24 protein-coding genes, 1 tRNA gene and 1 pseudogene are annotated in these 24,295 nt (G+C 67.6%); 9 read left to right on the top strand and 17 right to left on the bottom strand.

The window, feature by feature from the left end:
• Positions 1 to 26: 26 nt before the first annotated feature.
• The 4 genes from WKW77_RS10470 to WKW77_RS10485 form a co-directional block, all read right to left on the bottom strand.
• Positions 27 to 641, bottom strand: coding sequence for a c-type cytochrome (locus WKW77_RS10470; RefSeq protein WP_340356784.1), 615 nt, complete (start codon positions 639 to 641; stop codon positions 27 to 29).
• A gap of 194 nt (positions 642 to 835) precedes the next feature.
• Complete coding sequence (locus tag WKW77_RS10475) at positions 836 to 2,335, bottom strand: efflux transporter outer membrane subunit (protein WP_340356785.1); 1,500 nt, start codon at positions 2,333 to 2,335, stop codon at positions 836 to 838.
• Positions 2,322 to 5,486, bottom strand: a complete 3,165-nt coding sequence (locus WKW77_RS10480; RefSeq protein ID WP_340356786.1) for an efflux RND transporter permease subunit — start codon at positions 5,484 to 5,486, stop codon at positions 2,322 to 2,324. The genes WKW77_RS10475 and WKW77_RS10480 overlap by 14 nt, the downstream gene beginning before the upstream one ends.
• 13 nt (positions 5,487 to 5,499) lie before the next feature.
• Positions 5,500 to 6,753, bottom strand: a complete 1,254-nt coding sequence (locus tag WKW77_RS10485) for an efflux RND transporter periplasmic adaptor subunit (protein WP_340356787.1) — start codon at positions 6,751 to 6,753, stop codon at positions 5,500 to 5,502.
• A 167-nt stretch (positions 6,754 to 6,920) separates the two neighbouring features.
• Between WKW77_RS10485 and WKW77_RS10490 the strand changes: the two genes are divergently transcribed.
• The 3 genes and pseudogenes from WKW77_RS10490 to WKW77_RS10500 all read left to right on the top strand — a co-directional run.
• Positions 6,921 to 7,553: a TetR family transcriptional regulator gene (locus tag WKW77_RS10490; RefSeq protein ID WP_340356788.1), complete on the top strand. Its 633-nt coding sequence runs from the start codon at positions 6,921 to 6,923 to the stop codon at positions 7,551 to 7,553.
• A gap of 43 nt (positions 7,554 to 7,596) precedes the next feature.
• A tRNA-Arg gene (locus WKW77_RS10495) sits at positions 7,597 to 7,671 on the top strand.
• A 154-nt stretch (positions 7,672 to 7,825) separates the two neighbouring features.
• Positions 7,826 to 7,968, top strand: a pseudogene (locus WKW77_RS10500) (dehydratase); the annotation flags it as partial.
• Positions 7,969 to 8,234: 266 nt separating this feature from the next.
• Here the strand turns inward: WKW77_RS10500 and WKW77_RS10505 are convergent.
• Positions 8,235 to 8,798 carry a carboxymuconolactone decarboxylase family protein gene (locus WKW77_RS10505; RefSeq protein ID WP_479694167.1) on the bottom strand — a complete coding sequence of 188 codons (564 nt, stop codon included), beginning with the start codon at positions 8,796 to 8,798 and terminating at the stop codon, positions 8,235 to 8,237.
• Here WKW77_RS10505 and WKW77_RS10510 point away from each other — a divergent pair.
• A complete protein-coding gene (locus tag WKW77_RS10510; RefSeq protein ID WP_340356789.1) occupies positions 8,797 to 9,651 on the top strand; it encodes a patatin-like phospholipase family protein in 855 nt (284 codons plus the stop codon). The two genes, WKW77_RS10505 and WKW77_RS10510, sit on opposite strands and share 2 nt — an antisense overlap.
• Positions 9,652 to 9,662: 11 nt before the next feature.
• Here the strand turns inward: WKW77_RS10510 and WKW77_RS10515 are convergent, their stop codons facing one another.
• The 5 genes from WKW77_RS10515 to WKW77_RS10535 form a co-directional block, all read right to left on the bottom strand.
• A complete protein-coding gene (locus tag WKW77_RS10515; protein WP_340356790.1) occupies positions 9,663 to 10,412 on the bottom strand; it encodes a Mut7-C RNAse domain-containing protein in 750 nt (249 codons plus the stop codon).
• 33 nt (positions 10,413 to 10,445) lie between these two features.
• Positions 10,446 to 10,925: an aminoacyl-tRNA deacylase gene (locus WKW77_RS10520; protein ID WP_340356791.1), complete on the bottom strand. Its 480-nt coding sequence runs from the start codon at positions 10,923 to 10,925 to the stop codon at positions 10,446 to 10,448.
• Positions 10,926 to 11,030: 105 nt separating this feature from the next.
• A complete protein-coding gene (locus tag WKW77_RS10525; RefSeq protein WP_340356792.1) occupies positions 11,031 to 11,579 on the bottom strand; it encodes a hypothetical protein in 549 nt (182 codons plus the stop codon).
• A gap of 2 nt (positions 11,580 to 11,581) precedes the next feature.
• A complete protein-coding gene (locus WKW77_RS10530) occupies positions 11,582 to 12,808 on the bottom strand; it encodes a YeeE/YedE family protein (RefSeq protein WP_340356793.1) in 1,227 nt (408 codons plus the stop codon).
• 114 nt (positions 12,809 to 12,922) lie between these two features.
• On the bottom strand, positions 12,923 to 13,492 hold the full coding sequence (locus WKW77_RS10535; protein ID WP_340356794.1) for an NnrU family protein: 570 nt from the start codon (positions 13,490 to 13,492) through the stop codon (positions 12,923 to 12,925).
• Positions 13,493 to 13,586: 94 nt separating this feature from the next.
• On the opposite strand from WKW77_RS10535, the gene WKW77_RS10540 reads away from it, so the two are divergent.
• A complete protein-coding gene (locus WKW77_RS10540) occupies positions 13,587 to 14,315 on the top strand; it encodes a glutathione S-transferase (RefSeq protein ID WP_340356795.1) in 729 nt (242 codons plus the stop codon).
• Between the two features lie 152 nt (positions 14,316 to 14,467).
• Here the strand turns inward: WKW77_RS10540 and rsmI are convergent, their stop codons facing one another.
• Positions 14,468 to 15,403, bottom strand: coding sequence for a 16S rRNA (cytidine(1402)-2'-O)-methyltransferase (gene rsmI, locus WKW77_RS10545; RefSeq protein WP_340356796.1), 936 nt, complete (start codon positions 15,401 to 15,403; stop codon positions 14,468 to 14,470).
• Here rsmI and WKW77_RS10550 point away from each other — a divergent pair.
• Positions 15,403 to 15,783: a YraN family protein gene (locus WKW77_RS10550; protein ID WP_340356797.1), complete on the top strand. Its 381-nt coding sequence runs from the start codon at positions 15,403 to 15,405 to the stop codon at positions 15,781 to 15,783. The genes rsmI and WKW77_RS10550 overlap by 1 nt on opposite strands.
• Before the next feature lie 216 nt (positions 15,784 to 15,999).
• Entirely contained in the window at positions 16,000 to 16,635 is a 636-nt protein-coding gene (locus tag WKW77_RS10555) for an SIS domain-containing protein (protein WP_340356798.1), read from the top strand.
• 6 nt (positions 16,636 to 16,641) lie between these two features.
• Here WKW77_RS10555 and WKW77_RS10560 read toward each other — a convergent pair whose 3' ends face one another.
• Positions 16,642 to 18,096, bottom strand: a complete 1,455-nt coding sequence (locus tag WKW77_RS10560; protein WP_340356799.1) for a patatin-like phospholipase family protein — start codon at positions 18,094 to 18,096, stop codon at positions 16,642 to 16,644.
• Between the two features lie 199 nt (positions 18,097 to 18,295).
• On the opposite strand from WKW77_RS10560, the gene WKW77_RS10565 reads away from it, so the two are divergent.
• Positions 18,296 to 19,111, top strand: a complete 816-nt coding sequence (locus WKW77_RS10565; RefSeq protein WP_340356800.1) for a BON domain-containing protein — start codon at positions 18,296 to 18,298, stop codon at positions 19,109 to 19,111.
• A 129-nt stretch (positions 19,112 to 19,240) separates the two neighbouring features.
• Here WKW77_RS10565 and WKW77_RS10570 read toward each other — a convergent pair whose 3' ends face one another.
• The 3 genes from WKW77_RS10570 to WKW77_RS10580 all read right to left on the bottom strand — a co-directional run bounded on the left by WKW77_RS10570 (position 19,241) and on the right by WKW77_RS10580 (position 22,609).
• Positions 19,241 to 20,161 carry an NAD(P)-dependent oxidoreductase gene (locus WKW77_RS10570; protein WP_340356801.1) on the bottom strand — a complete coding sequence of 307 codons (921 nt, stop codon included), beginning with the start codon at positions 20,159 to 20,161 and terminating at the stop codon, positions 19,241 to 19,243.
• A 116-nt stretch (positions 20,162 to 20,277) separates the two neighbouring features.
• On the bottom strand, positions 20,278 to 21,414 hold the full coding sequence (locus tag WKW77_RS10575; RefSeq protein ID WP_340356802.1) for a PilT/PilU family type 4a pilus ATPase: 1,137 nt from the start codon (positions 21,412 to 21,414) through the stop codon (positions 20,278 to 20,280).
• A 151-nt stretch (positions 21,415 to 21,565) separates the two neighbouring features.
• Positions 21,566 to 22,609, bottom strand: a complete 1,044-nt coding sequence (locus tag WKW77_RS10580; RefSeq protein WP_088954845.1) for a type IV pilus twitching motility protein PilT — start codon at positions 22,607 to 22,609, stop codon at positions 21,566 to 21,568.
• A 38-nt stretch (positions 22,610 to 22,647) separates the two neighbouring features.
• Here WKW77_RS10580 and WKW77_RS10585 point away from each other — a divergent pair, with 38 nt between their 5' ends.
• On the top strand, positions 22,648 to 23,334 hold the full coding sequence (locus WKW77_RS10585) for a YggS family pyridoxal phosphate-dependent enzyme (RefSeq protein WP_422823172.1): 687 nt from the start codon (positions 22,648 to 22,650) through the stop codon (positions 23,332 to 23,334).
• On the opposite strand, the gene WKW77_RS10590 is transcribed toward WKW77_RS10585, so the two are convergent.
• Together WKW77_RS10590 and WKW77_RS10595 are read right to left on the bottom strand one after the other, a co-directional pair.
• Positions 23,331 to 23,555, bottom strand: coding sequence for a tautomerase family protein (locus WKW77_RS10590; protein ID WP_340356804.1), 225 nt, complete (start codon positions 23,553 to 23,555; stop codon positions 23,331 to 23,333). The two genes, WKW77_RS10585 and WKW77_RS10590, sit on opposite strands and share 4 nt — an antisense overlap.
• 10 nt (positions 23,556 to 23,565) lie before the next feature.
• A complete protein-coding gene (locus WKW77_RS10595; RefSeq protein ID WP_340356805.1) occupies positions 23,566 to 24,279 on the bottom strand; it encodes an SDR family NAD(P)-dependent oxidoreductase in 714 nt (237 codons plus the stop codon).
• Positions 24,280 to 24,295: the final 16 nt, after the last annotated feature.

Here is a 24,295-nt window from a genome sequence, read left to right on the forward strand (position 1 = left end):
TCTTCTTGATTCTGGGGAAGGGCCGTTTACTTGGCGGCGCCTTCGGCCGGCTTGGCCGCATCGGCCGTCGTCGCGCCATCGGCCGGCGCTGCGGCGGGCCGGTCCGGCACCGGGAAGGTGGCGCCGCCGGCGTTGGCCATGTAGACCACGGCGCGGCCGATTTCCACGTCCTCGAAGTCGCCGCCGCCTTGCGGGGGCATCGCGTTCTTGCCCTTGAGCGCGTGATCGAGCAGCGTGGCATAGCCCTGGCCGATGCGGGGGCCCCAGGCCGCGGCGTCGTTCAGGTGCGGTGCGCCGGGAATGCCGGGCGAGCCGTGGCAGGTCACGCACTGCGCCTTGAACACGGCTTCGCCGGTGGCCAGCGCCCGGTTGGCGTCGCGGATTTCGATGGAGCCGACCTTCTTGAGACGCTCGGCGACTTCGCGGTCGCGGACGTCCTTCGACACGCCGTAAAGCGACAGGCCTTCACCCTGTTCGGACCCCGAAGGCCGGGTGCCCGAGACCACGTACGAGACCAGGCCCGCAATGATCAGGATGGGAGCGATGAATGAGAAAAATACCGCCAGCAGGAGCTGCCTGGGATTCTTGATCGGTCCGGTGTGGGCTTCTTCTGTGGCCTGGTAGTGCACTTCGTCGCTCATTGGGTCCTCAGTGTGGGGCTCGTCGGGGGCTTTTTAGATCACGGCGGATTATAGGGATCGCCTCAAGACCCAGGCTGTCGCCGATGAGGACCGTGCCAGGGATACCGCGGAACCGGCTTTGCCGGGCCGCTGGTATCACCCCCTGCAAGGGGGTGGGCGAAGCGACACGAAGTGCGCGCAGCCTGGGGGTGTGCCTACCGCGTGCTCCAGCCGCCGCCCAAGGTCTTGTACAGAGCCACCTGGTTCTGCAGCTTCGCCTGACGCGCCTGCGCCGTCGCCAACTGCGCCGTGTACAGCGACCGCTGCGCGTCCAGCAGATCGAGTCCGCTCGCGATGCCGTTGCGATAGCGCATGTCCGACAGCTTGAAGCGGATCTCCTCCGCGTTGGCCTGTGCGATCAGCGCGCGCAGTTGCTCGTCGTAGGTCGCCTGGCCGGCGAGCGCATCGGCGACTTCGCGGAATGCGGTCTGGATGGCCTTCTCGTACTGCGCCACCGCGATCTCGCGCTGGGCCTGCGCCGAATCGAGCCCCGCGCGGTTGCGGCCCGCATCGAAGATCGGCAGCGTGATCGCCGGCGCGAAGCTCCAGGCCTTGGTGCCGCTTTGGAAGAGCCCCGAGAACTCGTTGCTCGCGGTGCCGATCGACGTCGTGAGCGTCACGCGCGGGAAGAACGCGGCGCGCGCCGCGCCGATGTTCGCGTTGGCCGCGATCAACTGCTGCTCGGCCGCGCGGATGTCCGGCCGCTCCGTCAGCAGGTCCGAAGGCAGTCCCCCCGGCAGGTCCTGTATCGGCGCGAGCGCCTGCAGGCCCGCCGCGCTACCCGCGAACGCTTCCGGCGGCACCGGCGAGCCGAGCAGCAGCGCGAGCGCGTTCTCGTCCTGCATGCGCAGGCGTTGCTGCTGCGCATACGCGGCGCGCGCGGTTTCGGCCTGCGATTCGGCGAAGCGGTAGTCGATCTCCGACGCCACGCCGTTGTCGAAACGCAGCTTGGTCAGCTTGAGCGACTCGTCGCGCGTCTCCATCGTGCGGCGCGTGATCTCGAGGAACTCGTCGTCGCTCAGCACCGTGAGCCAGCCCGTCGCGACCGCGCTGACGAGGCTGATCTGCGCCGCCTTGCGCGATTCCTCGGTGGCGAGGTATTGCGCGAGCGCCGCGTCCTTCAGGCTCGTGATCCGGCCGAAGAAGTCGATCTCCCACGACGTGATGCCGACGCTGACCTGATCGACTTCCGACACGTTGCCGATCCCCGTCGCCGAGGGCCGCTGCCGCGTCTGGCTCGCCGAGGCATTCAGGGTTGGGAACAGCGCCGAACGCTGGATCTGGAACTGCGCGCGCGCCTGCTCGATGTTGAGCACCGACACACGCAGGTCGCGGTTGTTCGCCAGCGCGATCTCGATGAGCTTTGCCAGGCGCGGATCGGTGAAGTAGTCCTGCCACGCGATCGTCGCGGCCGGCGGCTGTTGCGCAGCCGGCGCAGCGGTGTTCGGGAAGGCCGAAGGCACCGGCAGTTCCGGACGTTCGTACTTGGGTGCCAGCGAGCACCCGGCCAACACAAGGGCCGCCGCGACAGCGGAAAGGCCCGTTCGGGAAACACCGCGGAACCGGCTCTGCCGGGCCGCCGGTGTTGCCCCCTGCAAGGGGGTGGAGAGCGACACGAAGTGCGCGAGCCTGGGGGTGTGCCTATTGACCTTCATGTGCTTCCTCGATGCCCGCGGCTTCCGCATGGCGCTTATCCATCTGGTGCTGCCGTTCGCTGCCCTTGAACAGGCTGCGCACGACCACGAAGAACACCGGCACGAAGATCACCGCGAGCGCGGTGCCGGTCAGCATGCCGCCCAGCACGCCGGTGCCGATCGCGCGCTGGCTCGCCGAGCCCGCGCCGGTGGCCGTTGCCAGCGGCACCACGCCCAGGCCGAAGGCGAGCGAGGTCATGATGATCGGCCGGAACCGCAGGTGCGCCGCGGCCAGCGCCGACTCGATCACGCCCTTGCCCTGCGCCTGCAGGTCCTTCGCGAACTCGATGATCAGGATCGCGTTCTTCGCCGACAGGCCGATGATCGTGATCAGGCCCACCTGGAAGTACACGTCGTTGGAGTACGCCCGCAGAAGCGTCGCCAGCAGCACGCCGAGCACGCCCAGCGGCACCACCATGATCACCGACAGCGGAATCGTCCAGCTCTCGTACAGCGCCGCCAGGCACAGGAACACCGCCAGGATCGCGAAGCCGTACAGGATGATGGCCTGCGAACCCGCGAGCTTTTCCTCGCGCGACTGGCCGGTCCATTCGAAGCCGAAGCCTGCCGGCAGCTGCGCCGCCAGCTTCTCCATCTCGGCCATCGCGGCGCCCGAGCTGTAGCCCGGCGCGGCCGAACCCGAGATGCGCGCCGCCGGATAGCCGTTGTAGCGAACCGTCTGCTGCGCGCCCGTCACCCAGCGCGTGCTTGCGAAGGCCGACAGCGGCACCGGCACGCCCTTGGTGTTGCTCGCGTTGAGCTTCAGCAGGTTTTCCGGCTGCATCCGTGCCGGCGCATCGGCCTGCACCACCACGCGCTGCAGGCGGCCGCGGTTCGGGAAGTCGTTGACATAGGACGAGCCCAGCGCCGTCGACAGCGTCGTGTTGATCGCATCGAAGGTCACGCCCAGCGCGTTCGCCTTGTCGCGGTCGATGTCGATCTGCAGCTGCGGCGCGTCTTCGAGCCCGTCCGGACGCACCTGCGTGAGCAGCGGGCTCTTGCTCGCCATGCCCAGCATCTGGTTGCGCGCGGCGATCAGCGCCTCGTGGCCTGCGCCCGAGCGGTCCTGCAGACGGAAGCTGAATCCGCTCGCGTTGCCGAGCTCGGGAATCGGCGGCGGGCTCAGCGGATAGATGAACGCGTCGCGGATGCCGGAGAGCGCCCCGAAGGCGCGGCCCGCCACCGCATCGGCCGAGTGCTGTGCGTCCTTGCGCTGCTCCCAGTCCTTGAGCGTCACGAAGGCGAGGCCCGCGTTCTGCCCCTGGCCCGAGAAGCTGAAGCCCAGCACGCCGACCATGTTCTCCACTTCGGGCTGCTTGAGCATGTAGTCCTCGACGCTGCCCATGACCGACAGCATGCGCTCCTGCGTCGCGCCCGGCGGGAGCTGCACGTTCACGATGATGTAGCCCTGGTCTTCCTGAGGCAGGAAGGAGGTGGGCAGGCGGCTGTAGACCAGCGCGACCGCTCCGATGATCGCCGCGTAGATGATCAGATAGCGCGCTGCGCGCTTGAGGATGCGCGCCACCAGGCTTTCATAGCCCTTGGCCGTGCGCGTGAACCCGCGGTTGAACCAGCCGAAGAAGCCGGTCTTCTCGTGGTGATGCCCCGCCTCGACAGGCTTCAGCAGCGTCGCGCACAACGCCGGCGTGAGCGACAGCGCCATGAACGCCGAGAAGCCGATCGACGCCACCATCACCGCCGAGAACTGGCGGTAGATGTTGCCGGTCGAGCCCGCGAAGAAGGCCAGCGGCACGAACACCGAAATCAGCACCACCGTCACGCCGATGATCGCGCCGGAGATCTGGCGCATCGCCTTGCGCGCGGCTTCGAGCGGCGAGAGACCTTCCTCGCTCATGATCCGCTCGACGTTCTCGACCACCACGATCGCGTCGTCCACCACGATGCCGATCACCAGCACCATGCCGAACATCGTCAGCACGTTGATCGAGAAGCCCAGCGCCAGCAGCATGGCGAAAGTGCCCAGGAGCGAGATCGGCACCACGATCGTCGGGATGATCGTGTAGCGCCAGTTCTGCAGGAACAGGAACATCACCAGGAACACCAGCGCGATCGCCTCGAACAGCGTCTTCACCACTTCCTTGATGGAGATGCTCACGAAGCGCGAGCTGTCGTAGGGGATGGTCCACTTCACGCCCTGCGGGAAGAACTTCGAGAGCTCGTCCATCTTGGCGCGGATCAGCTTGGCCGATTCGAGCGCGTTGCCGCTCGGTGCGAGCTGCACGCCGATACCCACGGCGGACTGGCCGTTCAGGCGCGCCGACGTCGAATACGCCTGCCCGCCCAGCTCGATGCGCGCCACGTCGCGCAGCCGCACGGCCGAACCGTCGGTGTTCGCTCGCAGCACGATGTTGCCGAACTGCTCCACCGTCGTGAGCTGGCCGTTGACCACCACCGTGGCCGAGATCGCCTGCCCCGGCACGTTCGGCAGATCGCCGATCACGCCCGAAGACACCTGCGCGTTCTGCGCCTTGATCGCGCTGTTCACGTCGGCCGCCGACAGGTTGAAGCCCTGCAGCTTCGCCGGGTCGATCCACACGCGCATCGAGCGCTCGGTGCCGAAGAGCTGCGCCTGGCCGATGCCGGTGATGCGCTGCAGTTCGGGCACCACGTTGCGCGATGCGTAGTCGCCCAGCGCGATCGTGTCGAAGGCCGGGTTGTCCGACGAAAGCATCGTGAACAACAGGAAGTTGTTGCGCGACTTGTCCACGCGCACGCCCTGCTGCGTCACCGCCGCCGGCAGGCGCGGCGTGGCGCGCGACAACCGGTTCTGCACGTCCACCTGCGCGAGATCGGCGTTGGTGCCGGTCTCGAAGGTGATGGTGATCGTGCCGGTGCCGTCCGCCTGCGCGACCGACTCCATGTAGATGAGGCCGGGCGAGCCGTTCATTTCGCGCTCGATCACCGACAGCACGCTGTCTTCCAGCGTCTGTGCCGACGCGCCGGGGTAGGCCGTGCTGACGACGATCGCGGGCGGCGCCACGGGCGGGTATTGCGAGATCGGGAGCTGCGTGATCGCCACGCTGCCCATCACGATGATGAACAGCGCGATCACCCACGCGAAGATCGGTCGATCGATGAAGAACTTGGCCATGCGGGCGCGCTCCTTACTGCTTGGCGGCAGGAGCCGGAGCGGCCGCCGCGGCAGCAGGAGCAGGCGCTGCGCCCGCGGGCTTCCAGGGCACCGGCTTCACCGGCGTGCCGGGCGGCATCATCTGCAGCTTCTGGAAGCCGTCGACCATCACCTTCTCGCCGGCCTTCAGGCCGTCGATCACCACCCACTGGTTGTTCTGCGCGGCGCTGATCTTGACGGTGCGCTTGCTCAACTTGCCGTCGTCGCTCACCACCGTGACCGTGTCGCCCTGCTGCGTGCGCGTGACCGCCTGCTGCGGCAGCGTGATCGCGTCGGAGGCCTGCGCCTGCTCCACGCGCACACGCACGTACAGGCCCGGCAGCAGGTTCTTGTTGGGGTTCGGCACCTCGGCGCGCAGCGTGACCTGGCCGGTCGTCGAATCCACCGTCAGGTCGGAGAACAGCAGTCGGCCGGGCAGCGGATATTCGCTGCCGTCTTCGAGCACCACGCGCACGCTCGCCGCGTTCGCGCCCTCGGCGCGCTTGAACTGGCCGGCCTCCATCTGGCGGCGCAGGCGCATCACGTCCGTGGCGGACTGCGTGAAGTTCACGTAGATCGGGTCGATCTGCTGGATCACCGCGAGCTGCGTCGCGTCGCCCTGGCCCACCAGCGCGCCTTCGGTCACCAGCGCGCGGCCGATGCGCCCGGAAATCGGCGCCGTCACCGCGGCATAGCCCAGGTTGATCTTGGCCGTCGTCAGCGCGGCGCGGCTCACGCCCACGTCGGCCTCGGCCGTCTTCTGCGCGGCGACCGCGTTGTCGTATTCCTGCTTGCTGACCGCATTGGCCGCCACCAGCGGCTTGTAGCGCTCGGCCAGCGCCTTGGCCTGCGCCGCATTCGCTTCGGCACGGTTGAGGCTCGCTTCGGCACTGCGCGCGGCGGCCGCATACGGCGCGGGATCGATGCGGAACAGCAGCTGGCCGGCCTTCACGTCGCTGCCTTCCTTGAACAGACGCTCTTGCATGATGCCGGCCGCACGGGCACGCACCTCCGAGATGCGCGAGGCCTCCAGCCGGCCCGGCAGCTCCGTGATCAGGCCGACGCTCGTCGGCGTGGCAACGACCACGCCCACTTCAGGCGCCGGCGGTGCCGCACCGCCATGGCCGCCGGCTGCGGGGGCTTCGCTCTTGCCGCAGGCCGCGAGCATCAGGACCACGACGGCGGCGGCGGAAACGGCCGCAACACGCGGCGAGAACAAAAAGGGGCGCGAGACATGCAGTGTGGGCATGCGAATCCTTTGTAGCGAGGACGGGGACAGCGATCTGCCCGCGCGGGTGCCTAAAGCAGCACGGCGAAGCTGGCTATCGGGAAAGGGCGCTAGTTTACATACATTCGTGCATGTATAGTGACGCCCTTGACGCGCAAAGGGCCGATTTTAGAAACGGGAGACAAAAAATGGTGAGACGTACCAAGGAGGAAGCGCAAGAGACGCGCCAGCGCCTGCTGGATGCCGCCGAGGTGCTGTTCCAGTCGCAGGGCGTATCGCAGACCACGCTGCAGCAGATCGCCCAGCAGGCCGGCGCCACGCGCGGCGCCATCTACTGGCACTTCAAGGACAAGGCCGACCTCTTCAACGCCATGATGGAGCGCGTCACCCTGCCGCTGGAGGCCGCGGTGCAGCAGGCGACCAAGGACGACGGCTCGATGGAGAGCGTCGAAGCCATGATGGTCGAGGCCCTCAAGCTCGTGACCACCGACCCGCAGATGCGCCGCGTGTTCGAGGTCGCCACCCACAAGGTCGAATACACGCACGACATGCAATCGGTGCACCGCCGGCACCTGGACGCGCGCAACGAATGCGTGGTCGATTTCGAGAAAGCCATGGTCGCCGAGGCCCGCCGCCTGCGCATCAAGCTGCCCATTCCGGCTGCCGCCGCAGCCAACGGCCTGCACGCGCTGATCGACGGGCTGATCAAGAACTGGCTGCTCGACCCGGAGGCTTTCGACCTCGTCTCGACCGGGCGGCGGACCTTCCGCGTCTACCTGGCGGGGCTGGGTTTCGGCAAGTCCGAACCAAGCGGCGGCTGATAGGCGATAATGTGAGGCTTCCGACCACGTCGGAGCCCAGATCCTCGCTGTATTTCAATGGATAGAATTCGGCCCTCCGAAGGCTGAGATCCAGGTTCGATTCCTGGCGGCGGGACCAGATATGAAGCCGGACACTTGCAAAGGTGTTCGGCTTTTTTGTTTCCCCTTTGTAGACGTCTCGCCGGTCGTGTGAGTGAGTCCATAGAAGCGTGCATCCATTCGGGGTCACGCGGGGGCATTTCTGGGACAGGTCTCTCGATTTTGGGTATGCGATCCACCGATCCCGGCACCCGCGGTACTTTGTGGACTTCCGGCTCGGCGAGTGCTTCGTGCTCCTTCGCGGACGATGACGCAAGCCCTGTTCGCCGCCTTCCAGCTCGCGAGCGGCGACAACCATCCGGCGCACTACGACGTCGCGGTGGCCGATCTCGACGACTTGTGCAGCGACGCGCGATTCACCACCAATGCCGCGCGGGTCGCGAACTTCCGCGGCGCGCCGTTCGCCCGGCGCCGCTGCTCGGCGAGCACTCGCGCGAGATCCTGCGTGAAGCCGGGTATTCGCCGGAGCGGATTGATGGGTTGATCGAGGCGGGGACGGTGGGGGTGGCGAGTTGACGGCGGGGCCGGTCAAGCGGCGCACGTTGGTTGGGGCTGCACCAGAGTGCGCGAGCAGCAGGGGGTCTAACGCCCCTCCGCCTGCGAGAACTCCTGAAACGCGGCGACCGCGCTCGCCGCATACATCAGCGACGGCCCGCCACCCATATAGGTGACCACGCCGAGCGTCTCCTCGAGCTCCTGCCGCGTGACCCCGAGCTTGACGAGCGTCTGCATGTGGAAGGCGATGCAGGGGTCGCATCGTGCGGCCACACCGAGCGCCAGCGCGATCAGCTCCTTGGTCTTGCGGTCGAGCGCACCCTCCGACGTCGCATGCCGGCCGAGCTCGCTGAAGCTCTTCATGACCTCGGGGGTGCCGGCCCGCAGGCTGGCAAGGCTGGCGGAAACGGTCTGCGTCAGATCGCGGTACTTGGTGGTGGGCGGGTTCGACAAGGTTGGCTTCCGGTGCAGGAGAACTCGTTGCATCATGGGGGCGAGCGGGAAACAGGCCATGACGCAGATCAAGAAAAGGAACGGGTCGCAGGCCCCATGGACGAAGGCGCGCTCGGCGGACGGGGGGCGCGTAACCACGATGGCGCGTTGTCCGAAATAGCGTAGACACTCCCTTCCATCGACCGCGACCCAGTCCATGACGACCCGAACCGCTTTCGTATTCGCCGGCGGCGGCAGCCTGGGCGCCGTGGAGGTCGGCATGCTGCGCGAACTGGTTCGCGCCGGCGTTCGACCGGACTTCGTCGTCGGTGCGTCGGCCGGGGCGATCAACGCGGCCTACTTCGCAGGCGCGCCGCACGCGGAGGGCGTTGCGGCCCTCCAGGCGCTGTGGTGCAACATCCGGCGCCGCGACGTGATGCCCTTCAGTTTCACGTCCTTCCTGCGCATCCTGCTGCGCCGCCAGGAGCACCTGGTGCACAACGGCGCGCTGCGAAGCCTGCTTCAGCGTTCGCTCGATTACCACGCGATCGAAGACAGCTTTCTTCCGTTGCACGTGGTGGCCAGCGAACGCGTGACGGGCCATGAGGTCGTGCTGTCCCGCGGGCCGGTCGTCGAAGCCGTTCTGGCGAGCAGCGCGATCCCGGGCGTGTTCCCGCCGATCTCGATCGAAGGCCGTGAACTGGTGGATGGCGGCGTGTGCAGTAACACGCCCATCGCGGCGGCGGTGCGACTGGGCGCGACGGATATCGTCGTGCTGCCGGCCGGCTTCGCCTGCGCGGTGCGGACGCCGCCTCGCGGCTGGATCGGCCACACGCTCCACGCCCTCAGCCTCGTGGTGGCGCGCCAGCTGGTGCAGGACATCGAGCACTTCGCGTCGCGGGTCCGCATCTGCGTCGTGCCCGCGCTGTGCCCGCTCGAAATCTCATCCTATGACTACGACCACTGCGCCGCGTTGATCGAACGCGCGGCCGACACCACGCGATCCTGGCTGCACGGCGGCGGTCTGCGGGCCGAGCCGAATCCGGGTCCGCTGGTTTTCCATACCCACTGAAGCGCAGGTCGTCATCCTTGCGCTTGCGCAAGCAACTCGTCCACCATGGCGCGCATCCGCTGCCAGTGCGAGCCCTCCCAGAAGACGCGGCGGCATGTATCGCACGTGCTGAAGCGCTGATAGCGTTCGCGCACCCTCGCCGGCAAGGCCGATTCGACCAGCGACTTGTCGATCTCGCGCAAGGGGGTGTTGCACTCCAGGCATCGCGTGAACGGCCGCGCGCCGCGCGCGAGGTCGAGCCGATCGAAGACTTCGCGCAACTGCTGGGCGGATCGCAACGCATGCACGTAGCAGCCATGCGTCACGCCCCGGCGCTTGAGCAGTTCCAGGTCTCTGGTCAGCACGATGCGTCCTTGCGCGCCGGCAATGCGCTCGATCTCTTCGTCGCGAAAGCCGTTGTCATACAGCGTGTCGAACCCGGTCATGCGAAGCAGGTGCGCGAGCCCGCCCAGGTGCGCGTCCGCGATGAACCGGGTCTCGCGCAACGCACGCTCGCGAACGCGCAGCAGCGGCGTGATGTCGAGCGCTTCGAACTTCGGAAAGACGGCGACCCGGTCGCCATCGCGCAGCAAGGTATCGAAGCCGACCGACTCGCCGTTGAGCAGCACCAGTTCGACCTCGGTATGCGGAACGCCGAGCGCCTCGATCATGTGCTTGGTGGTCGCCATCCGCGCGCACCGGCACGAGAACTCGCGCCGTCGCCGCTCGCGCGCGAGGAAGTCGTTCAGCTCCTCATAGAACCGGAAGGTCGCCGTGACCATCGCTGCCCGTCGGCCTTCCGTCGCCTTGCCTGCTCAGTGCTCAACGGTCCTTGAAAAACTCCCGTGCGGCTGGGCCTGCATCAGCGCGCGAAACTGTGCGTGCGACATCCGAAGCAGCCGCTCGTGATCGCCACCTTCCATGTAGACGACTTCATTGGATTCGAGTTCGTCGTCGACGATGGTGGGCACGCCCCATGCCATCCCGACCGGCGGTATCGCGCCGGGCTCGCAGTCACCGAACAGCGCTGCAATCCGTGCCTCGCCGGCCAGCTTCAGGTTGTGTCGGCCGACAAAGCGGGAGAACTCGCCGAGCATGACCATCTTGTCCGCGGGCACGACGGCCATCACGCAGCCCTTTTCGTCCTCCAGGATGACCGATTTGGCCAGCTGACCCAGGCTGACGTTGGCGCAGCGGGCGGTTTCCAGGCTGCTATGGCTTTTGCCGTGCACGGAGATCTCGTAGTGCGCGCCACGCTGGTCGAGATAGCTGGACAGATGGGAAGGGATGGACATGGCAATCCTCCTGCGCAAACACGGCGGTGTCGCCGCTCCGTCAGTTTGCTCCCGCCGGCGGGGGATCGCAAATCGTCGGGTTCCGGGGGCCTGCGGCCTCGCGCGTCAGAGCTCGCTGGCGTCGCGCAGCTGTCGTTGCTTGTAGATCAGCCGCAGGTTGGCCCTGCGCGCGTCGCCGGTGCGTTGCAGGATGACATCGAGCTCGCCGCTGCTCCACGACACATAGGTGCTGCCCGGGTCGAGGGCTGCGAGTTCGTTGCCGAATTCGCTTCGACCCCATTTCAGCAGGGTCGAGAACGCGGTCTCACCGCCGTCTGGCAAGCCTTGGGTGGAGGCGTCGTATTCGATGCGCCTCAGTTCCCCACCGGCGAAGTAGTAGGTCGGCTTGAACATCAGCCCGTCGATGGGCGCGGGCTCGCCGCGCCAGCTGCCCAGCAGTCCGCCCGACAGCCGCTGCGGGCGCGACACCGGCTCGGCGGTGGGCAGGGCGGCCTGCAGCTCCTGCGCGGTCATGCCGAGGTGGACGCCGGGTGGCAGCGCCTGGGCGTGCGCGGCAACCGAAGTCGCGCCGACGAGTGCGCCGACGGACAGGATGCGGCTCGCGCGGGCGAGCGAGGCCCGTGAAAGACGAAGGTGCAGGAGCAGGCGTGGCATGGTCAGCACCCGGTGTTCTGCACCCGCTCCACTTCCAGCCCGAACAGCGGCCGCAGCCGCGTGCCGAGCACGTTGCCCGCAAACGCGCAGACCAGCCACAGCCATCCGTGGATGCTGCCGGAGACGATGCCGCTGAAGTACGCGCCGATGTTGCAGCCGTAGGCGAGGCGCGCGCCGTAGCCAAGCATCAGCCCGCCGACCACGGCCGCGACGATCGAGCGCATCGGGATGCGCCACACCGGCGCATAGCGGCCCGCGAGCGCGGCGGCGGCCATGGCGCCGAGCACGATGCCGATGTCCATCACGGTCGTCACGTCGAAGCTGAGCGGTGCAGAAAGCGCGGCGGCGTTCGGGCCGGCGCTCCAGTACTTCCAGCTCGCGATGTCCACGCCGAGTGCGGCGGCGCCCTTGGCGCCCCAAAGCGCAAACGCCGAGGTCACGCCCCAAGGACGGCCCGCGAGTGCGAGCGTCGCGAAGTTGAGCACCGCCAGCGCCACTGCGCCCGCGACGAGCGGCCAGGGGCCATGCAGCCACGGCGATGCGTGCGTGGCGCGTGCGGGTTCGTTGACGAGGCGGCCATGGCGGCGCTTTTCGATGATGACGGTGAGCGCCGCGATGCCGGCGAACACCAGCAGGTTGAGCACGAGCGCAGTGCCGACGCCGAGCGTCCTCACCAGCGACAGCGGCGCGAGCTGCGGCATCGAGGTCCAGAAGGGCATGTGCGCGGTGGCGATGACCGATCCGACGATGAACCCGATCAGCGTGATGACCATGCGCGTGCTGCCGCCGCCCACGGTGTAGAGCGTGCCCGACGCGCATCCACCGCCGAGCTGCATGCCGACGCCGAAGATGAAGGCGCCGACGATGACCGATGTGCCAGCCGGCGAGACGAGGCCGGCCACCGGCTGGCCGAAGAGCGTGCCGGCCGAGAGCGCCGGGAAGAACAGCATCACGCCGACGGCGAGCATCACCATCTGCGCGCGCAGGCCCGCGCCGCGGCCGTCGGCGATGAAGACGCGCCACGCGGAAGTGAAGCCGAAGGCCGCGTGGTACAGCGTGACGCCCAGCAGTGCGCCGACCACGTAGAGCGCGGCCTGGCGGATGCTGACGGTCTGCGCGAGGTACACCGCGCCGAGCGCGACGAGCAGCACGGCGATGCCGAGGGGCTTGGGGTTGATGGGGACCAGGCCGCGCGGCGGCTGGCCCGCGGTCGGGGAAATGGAAGACATGGAGAAGCCTGTTTTTCTTGACTGAGCGGCTGAAGGACCGGGCTTGTCGCCCGGCTCAGCCCGGGAGCCGGCGATTCTCCAGGATTCGCGGAGAGCCTGATGCCAGCGCGGCAATCAGCGGGGCGATACCCCGATCAGCCACGCATGCCCCCAGAACAGGAACACCACGTACACCACCAGTCCGCCGACCAGTGCGATGACGTCGTTCATCGCGCTCGGCGGTGCGCCGGGCACCTTGCGCGGCACGGCGCGGCGCTTGACCGAGATGCGGTCGGCCACCGCCCACACGAGAAAGCCGCCGAACAGCAGCACGTCGGCCAGCGTGCCGTTGGCCAGCAGGTGCGCCGTGGCCCAGAACTTGACCGCGAGCAGCATCGGATGCTTTGCCGCGCGCTGGATGCGTCCGGGCATGTAGGCCGCGAAGAGCAGGGGGAAGACCGGCAGCATCAGCAGCAGCGCGAGATGCCGCAGCGCGACCGGCGGCGAGTAGATGAGCACCGGCGCCTGCCGGGCCAGGCCGTAGCCGTAGATCAGCAGCGCGAACCCGATGATCGAGACGAGCGCGTAGACGCCCTTGAAGGCGCGCTCGTGCTGCGCGACTTGCGCGTCGCGCCAGGCGGGCGCGACGATCGACACCGAATGCACACCGAGGAACAGGACGAGGCCGAGGACGAGCAGGGTCATGGAATTGCTCCGACGAACGAACGGCGCATTGTGGGCGATTGCCGCGCCGGCGTGCGCCCGTATGCTGGATGCCTGAACTGCGTTGGAGCGACTCATGGCCTATCAACTGCACTACTGGCCCACGATCCAGGGCCGCGGCGAATTCGTCCGTCTCGCGCTGGAGGCGGCGGGGGCCGAGTATGTCGACGTGGCGCGCGAGCCGCCGGCCAAGGGTGGGGGTGAATCGGCACTCATGCGCGACCTGGACGCTCCGGGCAACCCGCGCCCTTCGTTCGCGCCGCCGTTCCTGGTCGATGGCGATGTGGTCGTGGGGCAGACGGCGGCGATCCTGCTGTACCTCGGTCCGCGCCTCGGGCTCGCGGGCGCGGGCGAGCTGGACGCGCTCTGGACGCATCAGATCCAGCTCACCATCGCCGACGCCGTGGCGGAAGCACACGACACGCACCATCCGCTGTCGACGGGGCTCTACTACGAGGACCAGCGTGAAGCGGCGCTCGCGCGGGCGAAGGCGTTTCGCGATGAGCGGATCCCGAAGTTCCTCAACTGGTTCGAGCGCATCCTCCAGCGCAACCCGCTGGGCGATGTGCATCTGGTCGGCGATTCGTTGACCTATGCCGACCTGTCGCTGTTCCAGCTCGTGGCGGGTCTGCGCTATGCGTTTCCCAAGGCGACGGCGCGCGCGCTGGCGCACACGCCGGCCATCGTCAAGCTGTATGCCAACGTCGCCCGGCGCCAGCGGGTGCATGACTACCTGCAGAGTCCCCGGCGCATTCCTTTCAACGAGGAAGGGATCTTCCGGGCGTATCCGGAGCTCGACGGCTGAGTTTTGCTGCCTTGCCCGAAGGGTTGCCCCGCAAAGGCGGCGTCTGCGGCGTTGCAAATCCTCGCCGGGCAGACAGCCCGGCTGCGGTTTGCGCCTTGCAGCCACCACCTTTGCGGGGCAACGGGCACTATGAAAATAGTGTGAACAGGCCCTTAGTCGCTCGGTTCGTCGCGCATCCGCAAGCCCGCGTCGTAGAGCGCGTTGCGCGGCGCGCCGGTGATTTCCGCCGCGATGCGCACGGCGCTCTTGAGCGGCAGCTCACCCAGCAGCAGGCGCAGCACGCGCTCGCCTTCGGCGTTCTCGCCGGTGACCACCGGCTTGGGATGCAACACCATTGCAAACTCGCCGCGCGTGCGGTCGCGGCTCTCGGCAAACCAGTCGGGCAACGAAGCCGCGGGTCCGGTGGCGATTTCCTCGAACTGCTTGGTCAGTTCGCGGCCAACCGTCACGCGCCGATCGCCCAGTGCCGCGAGCGAGCGCGCCAGCGCCTCGATGCGGTGCGGCGCTTCGAGCAGCACCACGCTGCGCGGCTCGTCGGCCAGCGCGAGCACGGCGGCGTCGCGCTCACCGGCCTTGCTCGGCAGGAAGCCGGCGAAGACGAATGCGCTGGATTGCTCGCCTTCCGAAACGAGCCCGGCCGCGCCCACCAGTGTCGTGACGCTGCTCGCGCCCGGCAGCGGGAGTACGCGATGCCCCGCCTCGCGCACCGCCGCGACGAGTCGCGCCCCCGGATCGCTCACGCCGGGCGTGCCGGCGTCGCTCACATAGGCGATGCGCTCGCCGTTCGCGAGCCGGTGGATCACCGCCTCAGCCGCTTCCGCTTCATTGTGCTGATGCACCGCCAGCAGACGCGACGACGGGCTCTCGATGCCGTAGGCGCGCAGCAGGCCTTGCGTGTGGCGCGTGTCCTCGCACGCGATGGCGTCGACGAGCTGCAGCACGTGCAATGCGCGCAGCGTGATGTCGGCCAGGTTGCCGATCGGCGTGGCGACGATGTAGAGCGTCCCCTGCGGATAATGCTGCGCGCCCGCAGCGTCGCTCGCGGCCTGAAGCGCGGCGCCGAACGAAGCGGGAGCGAGGGAGTTCAATGGGTTTTCTCCAGAACGACAAGACAACGACCAAGGCGCGCGGCGATGCCGCCGAGGACACCGCGCTCGATCACCTCCAGGCCGCGGGCCTGCAACTGATCGCGCGCAATTATCGAACGCCGGGCCGCGGCGGCGGCGAGATCGATCTCATCATGCGCGTGCCGCGCGACGGCACGCTGGTGTTCGTCGAAGTGCGGCAGCGCGCATCGGGCACGCATGGCGGCGCGGGCGGAAGCATCACCGGTGTGAAGCAGCGCCGCATCATCTTCGCGGCGCGGCACTACCTGAGCCGCCTGCGCACGCTGCCGCCATGCCGCTTCGATGTGGTGCTGGTCGAAGACCGCATCGAGTGGATCCAAGCCGCCTTCGACGCTGGGTAACGCGACGCCGAACCCGGGAATCCCGCGGAACCGGCTCCGCCGGGCCGCTGGGATTGCCCCCTGGAGGGGGTGCCCGAGCCACACGCAGTGGGCGAGGCTGGGGGTGGGCCAGGAATCCCGCGGAACCGGCTCGCCGGGCCGCTGGGATTGCCCCTTGGAGGAGGTGCCCGAGCCACACGCAGTGGGCGAGGCTGGGGGTGGATATCATTCACGCCCATGCTTGAGCAACGGATCCAGCAGCACTTCATCGACAGCGCCGACCTGAAATACCAGGCCGGCCCCCTTCTCGAAAAACCCATCGCCCAAGCCATGCAGGCCCTGCTCGCCTGCGTGACCAGCGGCGGCAAGATCCTTTCATGCGGCGCCGGCGTCTCCAGCTATCTGGCCGCGCAGTTCGCAACGCAGTTCGTCGGCCGCTTCGAACGCGATCGCCCCGAGCTGGCCGCACTCGCCCTGCAGGGCGATGCCAGCGATCCTGCCGCCGACACGCCCGGCGCAGCCGATGCCGACCGCTATGCGCGGCAGGTGCGCGCGCTCGGCCAGGCCGGCGACGTGCTGCTGGCGCTGAGCGCGAGCGGCCAGGCCGCCACGGTGCTGGCGGCCGTCGAGGCCGCGCATGCGCGCGACATGACCGTGATCGCGCTGCTCGGCAATGCGGGCAACGCGGGCGGTGGCACTGGCGGCGCCGTCGGACGCGCATTGCGCGAAACCGACGTGCTGGTGTGCGTGCCGCATGAGCGCGCAGCGCGCATCCAGGAAGTCCACCTGCTCACGCTGCATTGCTTCTGCGACGGCGTGGATGCCCAACTGCTGGGCGACCAGGACACGGACTCGTCGCTGCTCTCCGCCTGAGCCGCTTCAGGGCTGGGCCGTCGCCCGCTTCGAGGGCGGGGCGCTTTCGCTCACATCCCGCTCCAGCCGCCTGAAGGCCGGCGATTCGCGCAGCAGCCGGCCGCCCAGTTCGCGAAGCCGGTCCACGGCCTCCTCGGGCAGCACGAAGCTGGTCGGCAGGTTCATGAAGTAGCGCCGCTCCTCGGGGTCCGTGATGGATTCGAAACTCACGTCGATCGCGTCGAAGCGCAGCTTGGGCACCGAGGCTTCCGCCTGCGCCTTGGACATGCCCGCGAGCCGGCGCTCGGCCACTTCCAGTTCGCGCTTGTCGGCCCAGCGCTGTGCGATGTCCTTGAGCAGCTCCACCGACTCGGATGAGAAATGATCGATCGGCACGCTCGACGACTGGAAGAGCTGCGACACGATGCCCGGTGCGTTCGGCCGGCGGTCCCAGTCGGTGTCGGGCGACGAGCGCGAGTTGACGACCACCACCACGATCCTGCGCAGGTCCTTGAAGCCCACCTGCTCCTGGAACGCGCGGCTGGCTTCCACTTCTTCGAGCGCCTCCAGTAGTCCGCGCAGGCCGAGATTGTCGGAAACGCCTCCGTCCACCACGTGAAGGTACGGGCGGTTCTCGCTGTCCTGGAAGCTCTGGATGTCGCGATAGCGAAGCAGCGCGCGGCCGGCCGGGCGGGAAGGGTTCTCCGGGCGGGTGACGTCGCTCACCCACGGCGGCATCACCGCATCGCAGTGGCCGCCGTAGTTCTGATACGTGACCGGTGAAAGCACCGCGGGCACGGCAGACGAGGTCGCCGCCGCGCGGGCGAGCCGCACCTTGCCGAGATCGGAGCACAGCAGGTCGAAGTGGTCCTGCGAGAACGGGAAGCGCGCGCCGGTCGAAAGGTCGGTCCCCGTGACGGCGGTGACCGGCGTGGGCTTGTCCATCAGGTCGTCGAAGGTCGCGCCGTTGAAGAGGATCTCGTCGTAGTAGTCGGCAGCGAGTTCCGAGCGACCGTAGGAGCCGCTGCCGAGCGCGAACCAGTTGAGCGGATTCAGCGCACGCCGCGTCAGCGTGCCCTGCACGTCGCGCTTGAGGAAGCGGGGCTCGTATTCGGTGAAGAGCCTGTCGCCGTACAGCGCATAGGCGAGGGCGGTGAAGCTGCCGCCCGAAACGCCGGCGATGGCGTCGACCTCGTCGAGCAGATTCACGCTCTCGCCGTGGACCTTCACGTTCGTGCGGCGGAGTTCCTCGAGCACGCCGTACGAAAAGGCCGCCGCACGTGTGCCGCCGCCGGAGAACGTGAGCAGGAACAGCGTTTCGGAATCGTTCTTGACACCGTGCGATCGCTTGAGCTTGTTGCCGACGCGGTAGCCGCTGTCCAGATCGACATGGTCGATGCGCGGATTGACCGGCGCGACCGAGGTGCATCCGCCGAGGATCAATGCCGCCAGCGGCAGCAGAAGGCTGGTCTTTGGATTCAAGTGAGTTCCCCTTCCTCGCTCGATCGCATACGGATGGACAAGGGCTGCGCTTGCAACAACCGCGCCATCGATCGCGGTGCGGGGACACAGCCGTGGCGAATTGTAGGGACGCCACTGCGATGACACGTCGTAACCGGCGGTCGATTTCGCTGGGCTACCATCGACGATCCCGTTCACCCGCACAGGAAGGCACCGATCCATGACGACCACTACCGCACGACGAATCGCAATCGCATTGGCTGCAGGCGCCGTCACGCTCGCAGGCCTTTCCGCTTGCGCGCCGCTGGTGGTCGGTGGCGCCGCGGTGGCGGGCGCCGGCATGGTGGCGACCGATCGCCGCAGCTCGGCCGCGCAGGTCGACGACCAGGCCATCGAACTGCGCGGCGCGGCGCGCATCCGCGACATCGCCAACGATGACATGAACGTGACCGTCACGAGCTTCAACCGCCAGGTGCTGCTCACCGGCACCGTGGGCTCGGAGGCCGACAAGCGCAAGGTCGAGGAAGCGATCCGCCGCGTGGACAACGTGCGCTCCGTCGTCAACGAAGTGGTGGTCGGTCCCGGCAGCAGCTTCCCGGATCGCTCGAACGACGCCTTCATCACCGGCAAGGTGAAGGCCGCGCTGCTGGACCAGAACGACATCTTCGCGAACTCGTTCAAGGTGGTGACCGAGCGCGGCGTGGTCTACCTCATGGGCATTGCCACCCGCACCGAGACCGATCGCGCGACAGACGTGGCGCGCGGCACCTCGGGCGTGAAGAAGGTCGTGCGCATGGTGGAAGTGATCAGCGACCAGGAACTCGCGAACCTGAAGGCGCAGCAGCCGCTTTCGCAGATGAACGGATCGGGCTCGACGTCGACAGGATCAGGTTCGTCGGCGCCAGCTTCGACGTCGTCGTCTACATCGACCTCGCGCGTTCCGCTGCCGCCGATGGAGCCGCTGCCCGGATCCCCGTCAGCGGCGCCCGCCGCCACGCCGGCCGCGAGCGGCGTCGTGACAACCCCGGTCCGCTGATCAGCAACGGCGAAACCGCCGCGCCCCAGCCCAGGGCACCCGCGGAACCGGCTTGGCCGGGCCGCCGGGTGCGCCCCCCTCCCGCCGAAGGCGAGAGAGGGGGGAGCCGCGAAGCGGCTTGGGGGGTGTTTACTTCAATCTCGTGATCAGGCTCGACGTGTCCCAACGGTTGCCGCCGGCCTGCTGCACGTCGGCGTAGAACTGGTCGACCAGCGCGGTCACCGGCAGGCGCGCGCCGTTGCGCTTGGCTTCGTCGAGCACCAGGCCGAGGTCCTTGCGCATCCAGTCGACCGCGAAGCCGAAGTCGAACTGGCCTTCGATCATCGTCTTGCCGCGGTTGTCCATCTGCCAGCTCTGGGCCGCGCCCTTGCCGATCACGCCGAGCACCTCGTTCATGTCGAGGCCCGCGCGCATGCCGAAGGCAATGGCTTCCGACAGGCCCTGCACGAGGCCCGCGATTGCGATCTGGTTCACCATCTTCGCGAGCTGGCCCGCGCCGCTTTCGCCGAGCAGCGTGCAGGCCCGCGCGAATGCCGAGATCACGGGCTTGACGCGGTCGAAGGCGGCCGAGTCGCCGCCGCACATCACGGTCAGCACGCCGTTCTGCGCGCCCGCCTGTCCGCCGGACACCGGCGCATCGATGAACTGCAGGCCCTGCGCGTTCGCGGCCTTGGACAACTCGCGCGCGACGTTGGCGGAGGCGGTGGTGTGGTCGACGAACACCGCGCCCTTGGGCATGTCCGCGAAGGCGCCGTTCTCGCCGAGAACCACCGAGCGCAGGTCGTCGTCGTTCCCGACGCAGCAGAAGACGATGTCGGCATTCGATGCCGCGCCTCGCGGCGTGGCCGAGTGCGCGAGCGTGCCCTTGGCCTGCGGCTTGAATTCATCGATCCAGGCATTGGACTTGGTGTCGGTCCGGTTGTAGACCGTCACGCTGTGACCGGCCAGCGCCAGATGGCCGGCCATCGGATAGCCCATTACGCCCAGGCCGAGGAAGGCGACCTTTTGTGGGGGGATGGCGTCGTAGATTTTGGGGGTAAGGCTTGTCATCGCCCCAAGCTTAGCGCGGGCAGGAACACCGCGGAACCGGCTTTGCCGGGCCGCTGGTGTTGCCCCCGGTCGGGGGTTGGCGAAGCGACACGAAGTGCGCGCAGCCTGGGGGCGAGCTAAACGATCGCGAAGTGTTCGGTGCCGGCCGAGAGGTCAGTGGTCCGCGCGCGCTGGCTGTTGAGCTTGATCTGCAGCCGCAGGTCGTTCGCCGAATCGGCGTTGCGCAGCGCATCCTCGAAGGAGATCGCGTGGCCTTCGAACAGGTCGAACAGCGCCTGGTCGAAGGTCTGCATGCCGAGGTTGCGGCTCTTCTTCATGATCTCCTTGATCTCGCCGACCTCGCCCTTGAAGATCAGGTCGGAGATCAGCGGCGTGTTCAGCAGCACCTCGACCGCGGCGATGCGGCCGTGACCGTCTTCCGTCGGAATGAGCCGCTGCGAGATCAGCGAGCGCAGGTTGAGCGACAGGTCCATCAGCAACTGCGCACGGCGCTCCTCGGGGAAGAAGTTGATGATCCGGTCCAGCGCCTGGTTGGCGCTGTTGGCGTGCAGCGTGGCCATGCAGAGGTGGCCGGTTTCCGCGAAGGCCACCGCGTGCTCCATGGTCTCGCGGTCGCGGATTTCGCCCATCAGGATCACGTCCGGCGCCTGCCGCAGCGTGTTCTTGAGCGCCGCTTCCCAGCTGTCGGTGTCGATGCCGACCTCGCGCTGGGTGACCACGCAGTTCTTGTGCGGGTGCACGAACTCGACCGGGTCCTCGACCGTGACGATGTGGCCGTACGAGTTCTCGTTGCGCCAGTCGATCATCGCGGCGAGCGTGGTCGACTTGCCCGAGCCGGTGGCGCCGACGAGGATGCAGAGGCCCCGCTTGGTCATCGAGACGTCCTTCAGCACCTGTGGCATGCCGAGCCCGTCGATGGTCGGCAACTTGGCCGGAATGGTCCGCAGCACCATGCCGACCTTGCCCTGCTGCACGAAGGCGTTCACGCGAAAGCGCCCGATGCCGGTCGGCGAAATCGCGAAGTTGCACTCCTTGGTGCGCTCGAACTCGGCCGTCTGGCGGTCGTTCATGATCGAGCGCGTGAGCGCCAGCGTGTGCTGCGCACCCAGCGCCTGCTGCGACACCTTGGTGACCTTGCCGTCCACCTTGATCGCCGGCGGGAAGTCGGCGGTGATGAACAAGTCGCTGCCGTTGCGGCTCACCATGAGCTTCAGCAGGTCGTTGATGAACTGACTGGCCTGATCGCGTTCCATGAGAGCTCCTAATTAACTACCTCGAGCAGCCTGCGCGCCGCTCCGATGCCAGGGATGCCGCGGAACCGGCTTTGCCGGGCCGCTGGCATCGCCCCCTGCAAGGGGGTTGGCGAAGCGACACGAAGTGCGCGCAGCCTGGGGGTGTGCCACATCATCCGGGGAAATTCTCGGGGATCTTGGCTTTGCCGCGTGCCTCTGCCGAAGAAATGACATTGCGGCGCACAAGGTCCGTCAGATTCTGGTCCAGCGTCTGCATGCCCTGGCCGCTGCCGGTCTGGATCGACGAGTACATCTGCGCGACCTTGCCTTCGCGGATGAGGTTCCGGATCGCGGGCGTGCCGAGCATGATTTCGTGCGCGGCCACGCGGCCTTGGCCGTCCTTGGTCTTGCACAGCGTCTGCGAGATCACGGCCTGCAGCGATTCGGACAGCATCGCGCGGATCATTTCCTTCTCTTCGCCGGGGAAGACGTCGATGATCCGGTCGATGGTCTTGGCCGCCGACGAGGTGTGCAGCGTGCCGAAGACCAGGTGGCCGGTCTCGGCGGCGGTCATCGCGAGACGGATGGTTTCGAGGTCGCGCATTTCGCCGACCAGGATCGCGTCCGGGTCTTCGCGCAACGCGGAGCGCAGCGCGTTGGCGAAGGAGAGCGTCATCGGCCCCACTTCGCGCTGGTTGATCAGACACTTCTTGGATTCGTGCACGAACTCGATCGGGTCCTCCACCGTGAGGATGTGGCCGTACTCGGTTTCGTTGAGGTAGTTGATCATCGCCGCCAGCGTGGTCGACTTGCCCGAGCCGGTCGGGCCGGTCACGAGCACGAGGCCGCGCGGCTTGAGCGCCAGATCGCCGAAGATCTTGGGTGCGTTGAGCTGCTCGAGCGTGAGAATCTTCGACGGAATGGTCCGGAACACGGCGGCCGCGCCGCGCGACTGGTTGAACGCGTTCACGCGGAAGCGCGCGAGGCCGTCGATCTCGAAGGAGAAGTCGACTTCGAGGAACTCTTCGTAGTGTTTGCGGTGGGTGTCGCTCATGATGTCGTACACCATGGCATGCACCGCCTTGTGGTCGAGGGCATCGACGTTGATGCGGCGCACGTCGCCGTGAACCCGGATCATGGGCGGCAGACCGGCCGACAAGTGCAGGTCGGACGCCTTGTTCTTGACGCTGAAGGCCAGCAGTTGGGTGATGTCCACGAAGCTCCTCGGTGACGTTTTGATACGCTTTGACGATTATGACGATGATTGGCGACAACCTCCAGCAGGTTCGGGAGCGGATCGTGAAGGCGTGCACGACCGTCGGGCGCGATCCCGCGAGCGTGCACTTGCTTGCGGTGTCGAAGACATTTCCCGCGGAGGTGGTGCGGGAGGCACACGCGGCCGGCCAGACGGCATTCGGCGAGAACTACGTGCAGGAGGGTGTCGCCAAGATCGAGGCGCTCCGTGATTTGCGCCAGACGCTGCAGTGGCACTGCATCGGTCCGCTGCAGAGCAACAAGACGCGCGTGGTGGCCGAACATTTCGACTGGGTGCACAGCATCGACCGGCTGAAGATCGCCCAGCGCTTGTCCGAGCAGCGCCCCGAGCATCTTCCGCCGCTTCAGGTGTGCCTGCAGGTCAATGTCGATGCCGGTGCCAACAAGTCGGGCGCGGCGCCCCATGAAGCGCTTGCGCTGGCGCGATCCGTGGCGTCGTTGCCACGTTTGCGGCTGCGCGGGCTGATGGCGATCCCCGAGCCGGCGCCGGATTTCGAGTCGCAGCGCGACCTGTTCCTCGCGGCGGCCCGGGTGTTCGAGGCGATACGGCAGGACGGCATCGAACTCGACACGCTGTCGCTCGGCATGTCCGCCGACCTCGAAGCGGCGATCGCGGCGGGCAGCACGATGGTGCGTGTCGGCACCGCGATCTTCGGGAGGCGCTAGGTCGATCGCGGCCTTGCGGCCGCCTGCGCGCGGCGCCACTCCGCGACGGGCAGGCTGCCTACGCCCCAGTTGTCGAGATCCACTTCATCGATCACCACGAAGGTGGTCGCCGGGTCCTTGTTGAGCACGCGCACCAGCAACTCTGTGGCGCCTGCAATCAACTGCTTCTTCTGTTCCTGCGTCACGCCTTCGCGGGTGACCTCGATCCTGACGTAGGGCATGGTCGTCTCCTTACCAGTGACCGGCGGCCTGCCCGCCGTCGACATGGAGTATCTCGCCGGTCACGAAGCTCGCCCTCTCGAGGAAGAGCACCGCGTCGATGATCTCCTGCATCGTCCCCATGCGGCCCAGCGGATGCAGGCCGCTGAGCGCGGCGTGCGTTTCCGGCGGATGCATCGGCGTCTTGATGATGCCGGGCGCCACCGCATTCACGCGGATGCCGCGCGAGGCGTATTCGATCGCCAGGGACTTCGTCGCCGCATTCAGTCCGCCCTTGGTCAGCGACGCGAGCACCGCGGGCACGCCGTTGATCGGCTGGTCCGCGAGGCTGGTCGTGATCTGCACGATGTGGCCGCCGCCCTGGGCTTCCATGCGTTGCACCGCCTGTTGAGTGACGTGGAAGAAGCCGGTGAGGTTGGTGGCGATGTTGGCGGCCCAGTCGGCTTCGGTGAACTGGGTGAACGGCTTGGCGGTGAAGATGCCCGCGTTGTTGATCAGTGTGTCGATGCGGCCGAACCGGTCGACGCCTTCCCGGAAGATGCGCTCGGCCGTCTCGGGCGACGCGATGTCGCCGGCGACCGCGACGATGCCTGGATCGCTGCTCGGCGCGATCGAGCGTGAATTCGCGACCACGCCGTAGCCGGCCTCGCGGAAGGCCTTGACGAGTGCTGAGCCGATGCCGCTCGAGGCACCGGTGACGACGGCGACTTTGGAAATGCTGCTCATGAGACTGTCCTTTCGA

It is taken from the genome of Variovorax ureilyticus, from assembly GCF_037889935.1.
GTDB classification, from domain to species: Bacteria; Pseudomonadota; Gammaproteobacteria; order Burkholderiales; family Burkholderiaceae_C; genus Variovorax; species Variovorax ureilyticus.

Coding starts and splice junctions, on each gene's coding strand:
- WKW77_RS10480 (WP_340356786.1), bottom strand. CDS start 5,486: ATGGCCAAGTTCTTCATCGATCGACCGATCTTCGCGTGGGTGATCGCG.
- WKW77_RS10570 (WP_340356801.1), bottom strand. CDS start 20,161: ATGACAAGCCTTACCCCCAAAATCTACGACGCCATCCCCCCACAAAAG.
- WKW77_RS10525 (WP_340356792.1), bottom strand. CDS start 11,579: ATGCCACGCCTGCTCCTGCACCTTCGTCTTTCACGGGCCTCGCTCGCC.
- WKW77_RS10540 (WP_340356795.1), top strand. CDS start 13,587: ATGGCCTATCAACTGCACTACTGGCCCACGATCCAGGGCCGCGGCGAA.
- WKW77_RS10515 (WP_340356790.1), bottom strand. CDS start 10,412: ATGGTCACGGCGACCTTCCGGTTCTATGAGGAGCTGAACGACTTCCTC.
- WKW77_RS10555 (WP_340356798.1), top strand. CDS start 16,000: ATGCTTGAGCAACGGATCCAGCAGCACTTCATCGACAGCGCCGACCTG.
- WKW77_RS10505 (WP_479694167.1), bottom strand. CDS start 8,798: ATGGACTGGGTCGCGGTCGATGGAAGGGAGTGTCTACGCTATTTCGGA.
- WKW77_RS10510 (WP_340356789.1), top strand. CDS start 8,797: ATGACGACCCGAACCGCTTTCGTATTCGCCGGCGGCGGCAGCCTGGGC.
- WKW77_RS10530 (WP_340356793.1), bottom strand. CDS start 12,808: ATGTCTTCCATTTCCCCGACCGCGGGCCAGCCGCCGCGCGGCCTGGTC.
- WKW77_RS10590 (WP_340356804.1), bottom strand. CDS start 23,555: ATGCCCTACGTCAGGATCGAGGTCACCCGCGAAGGCGTGACGCAGGAA.
- WKW77_RS10550 (WP_340356797.1), top strand. CDS start 15,403: ATGGGTTTTCTCCAGAACGACAAGACAACGACCAAGGCGCGCGGCGAT.
- WKW77_RS10585 (WP_422823172.1), top strand. CDS start 22,648: ATGACGATGATTGGCGACAACCTCCAGCAGGTTCGGGAGCGGATCGTG.
- WKW77_RS10490 (WP_340356788.1), top strand. CDS start 6,921: ATGGTGAGACGTACCAAGGAGGAAGCGCAAGAGACGCGCCAGCGCCTG.
- WKW77_RS10565 (WP_340356800.1), top strand. CDS start 18,296: ATGACGACCACTACCGCACGACGAATCGCAATCGCATTGGCTGCAGGC.
- WKW77_RS10535 (WP_340356794.1), bottom strand. CDS start 13,492: ATGACCCTGCTCGTCCTCGGCCTCGTCCTGTTCCTCGGTGTGCATTCG.
- WKW77_RS10470 (WP_340356784.1), bottom strand. CDS start 641: ATGAGCGACGAAGTGCACTACCAGGCCACAGAAGAAGCCCACACCGGA.
- WKW77_RS10520 (WP_340356791.1), bottom strand. CDS start 10,925: ATGTCCATCCCTTCCCATCTGTCCAGCTATCTCGACCAGCGTGGCGCG.
- WKW77_RS10475 (WP_340356785.1), bottom strand. CDS start 2,335: ATGAAGGTCAATAGGCACACCCCCAGGCTCGCGCACTTCGTGTCGCTC.
- WKW77_RS10595 (WP_340356805.1), bottom strand. CDS start 24,279: ATGAGCAGCATTTCCAAAGTCGCCGTCGTCACCGGTGCCTCGAGCGGC.
- WKW77_RS10575 (WP_340356802.1), bottom strand. CDS start 21,414: ATGGAACGCGATCAGGCCAGTCAGTTCATCAACGACCTGCTGAAGCTC.
- WKW77_RS10485 (WP_340356787.1), bottom strand. CDS start 6,753: ATGCCCACACTGCATGTCTCGCGCCCCTTTTTGTTCTCGCCGCGTGTT.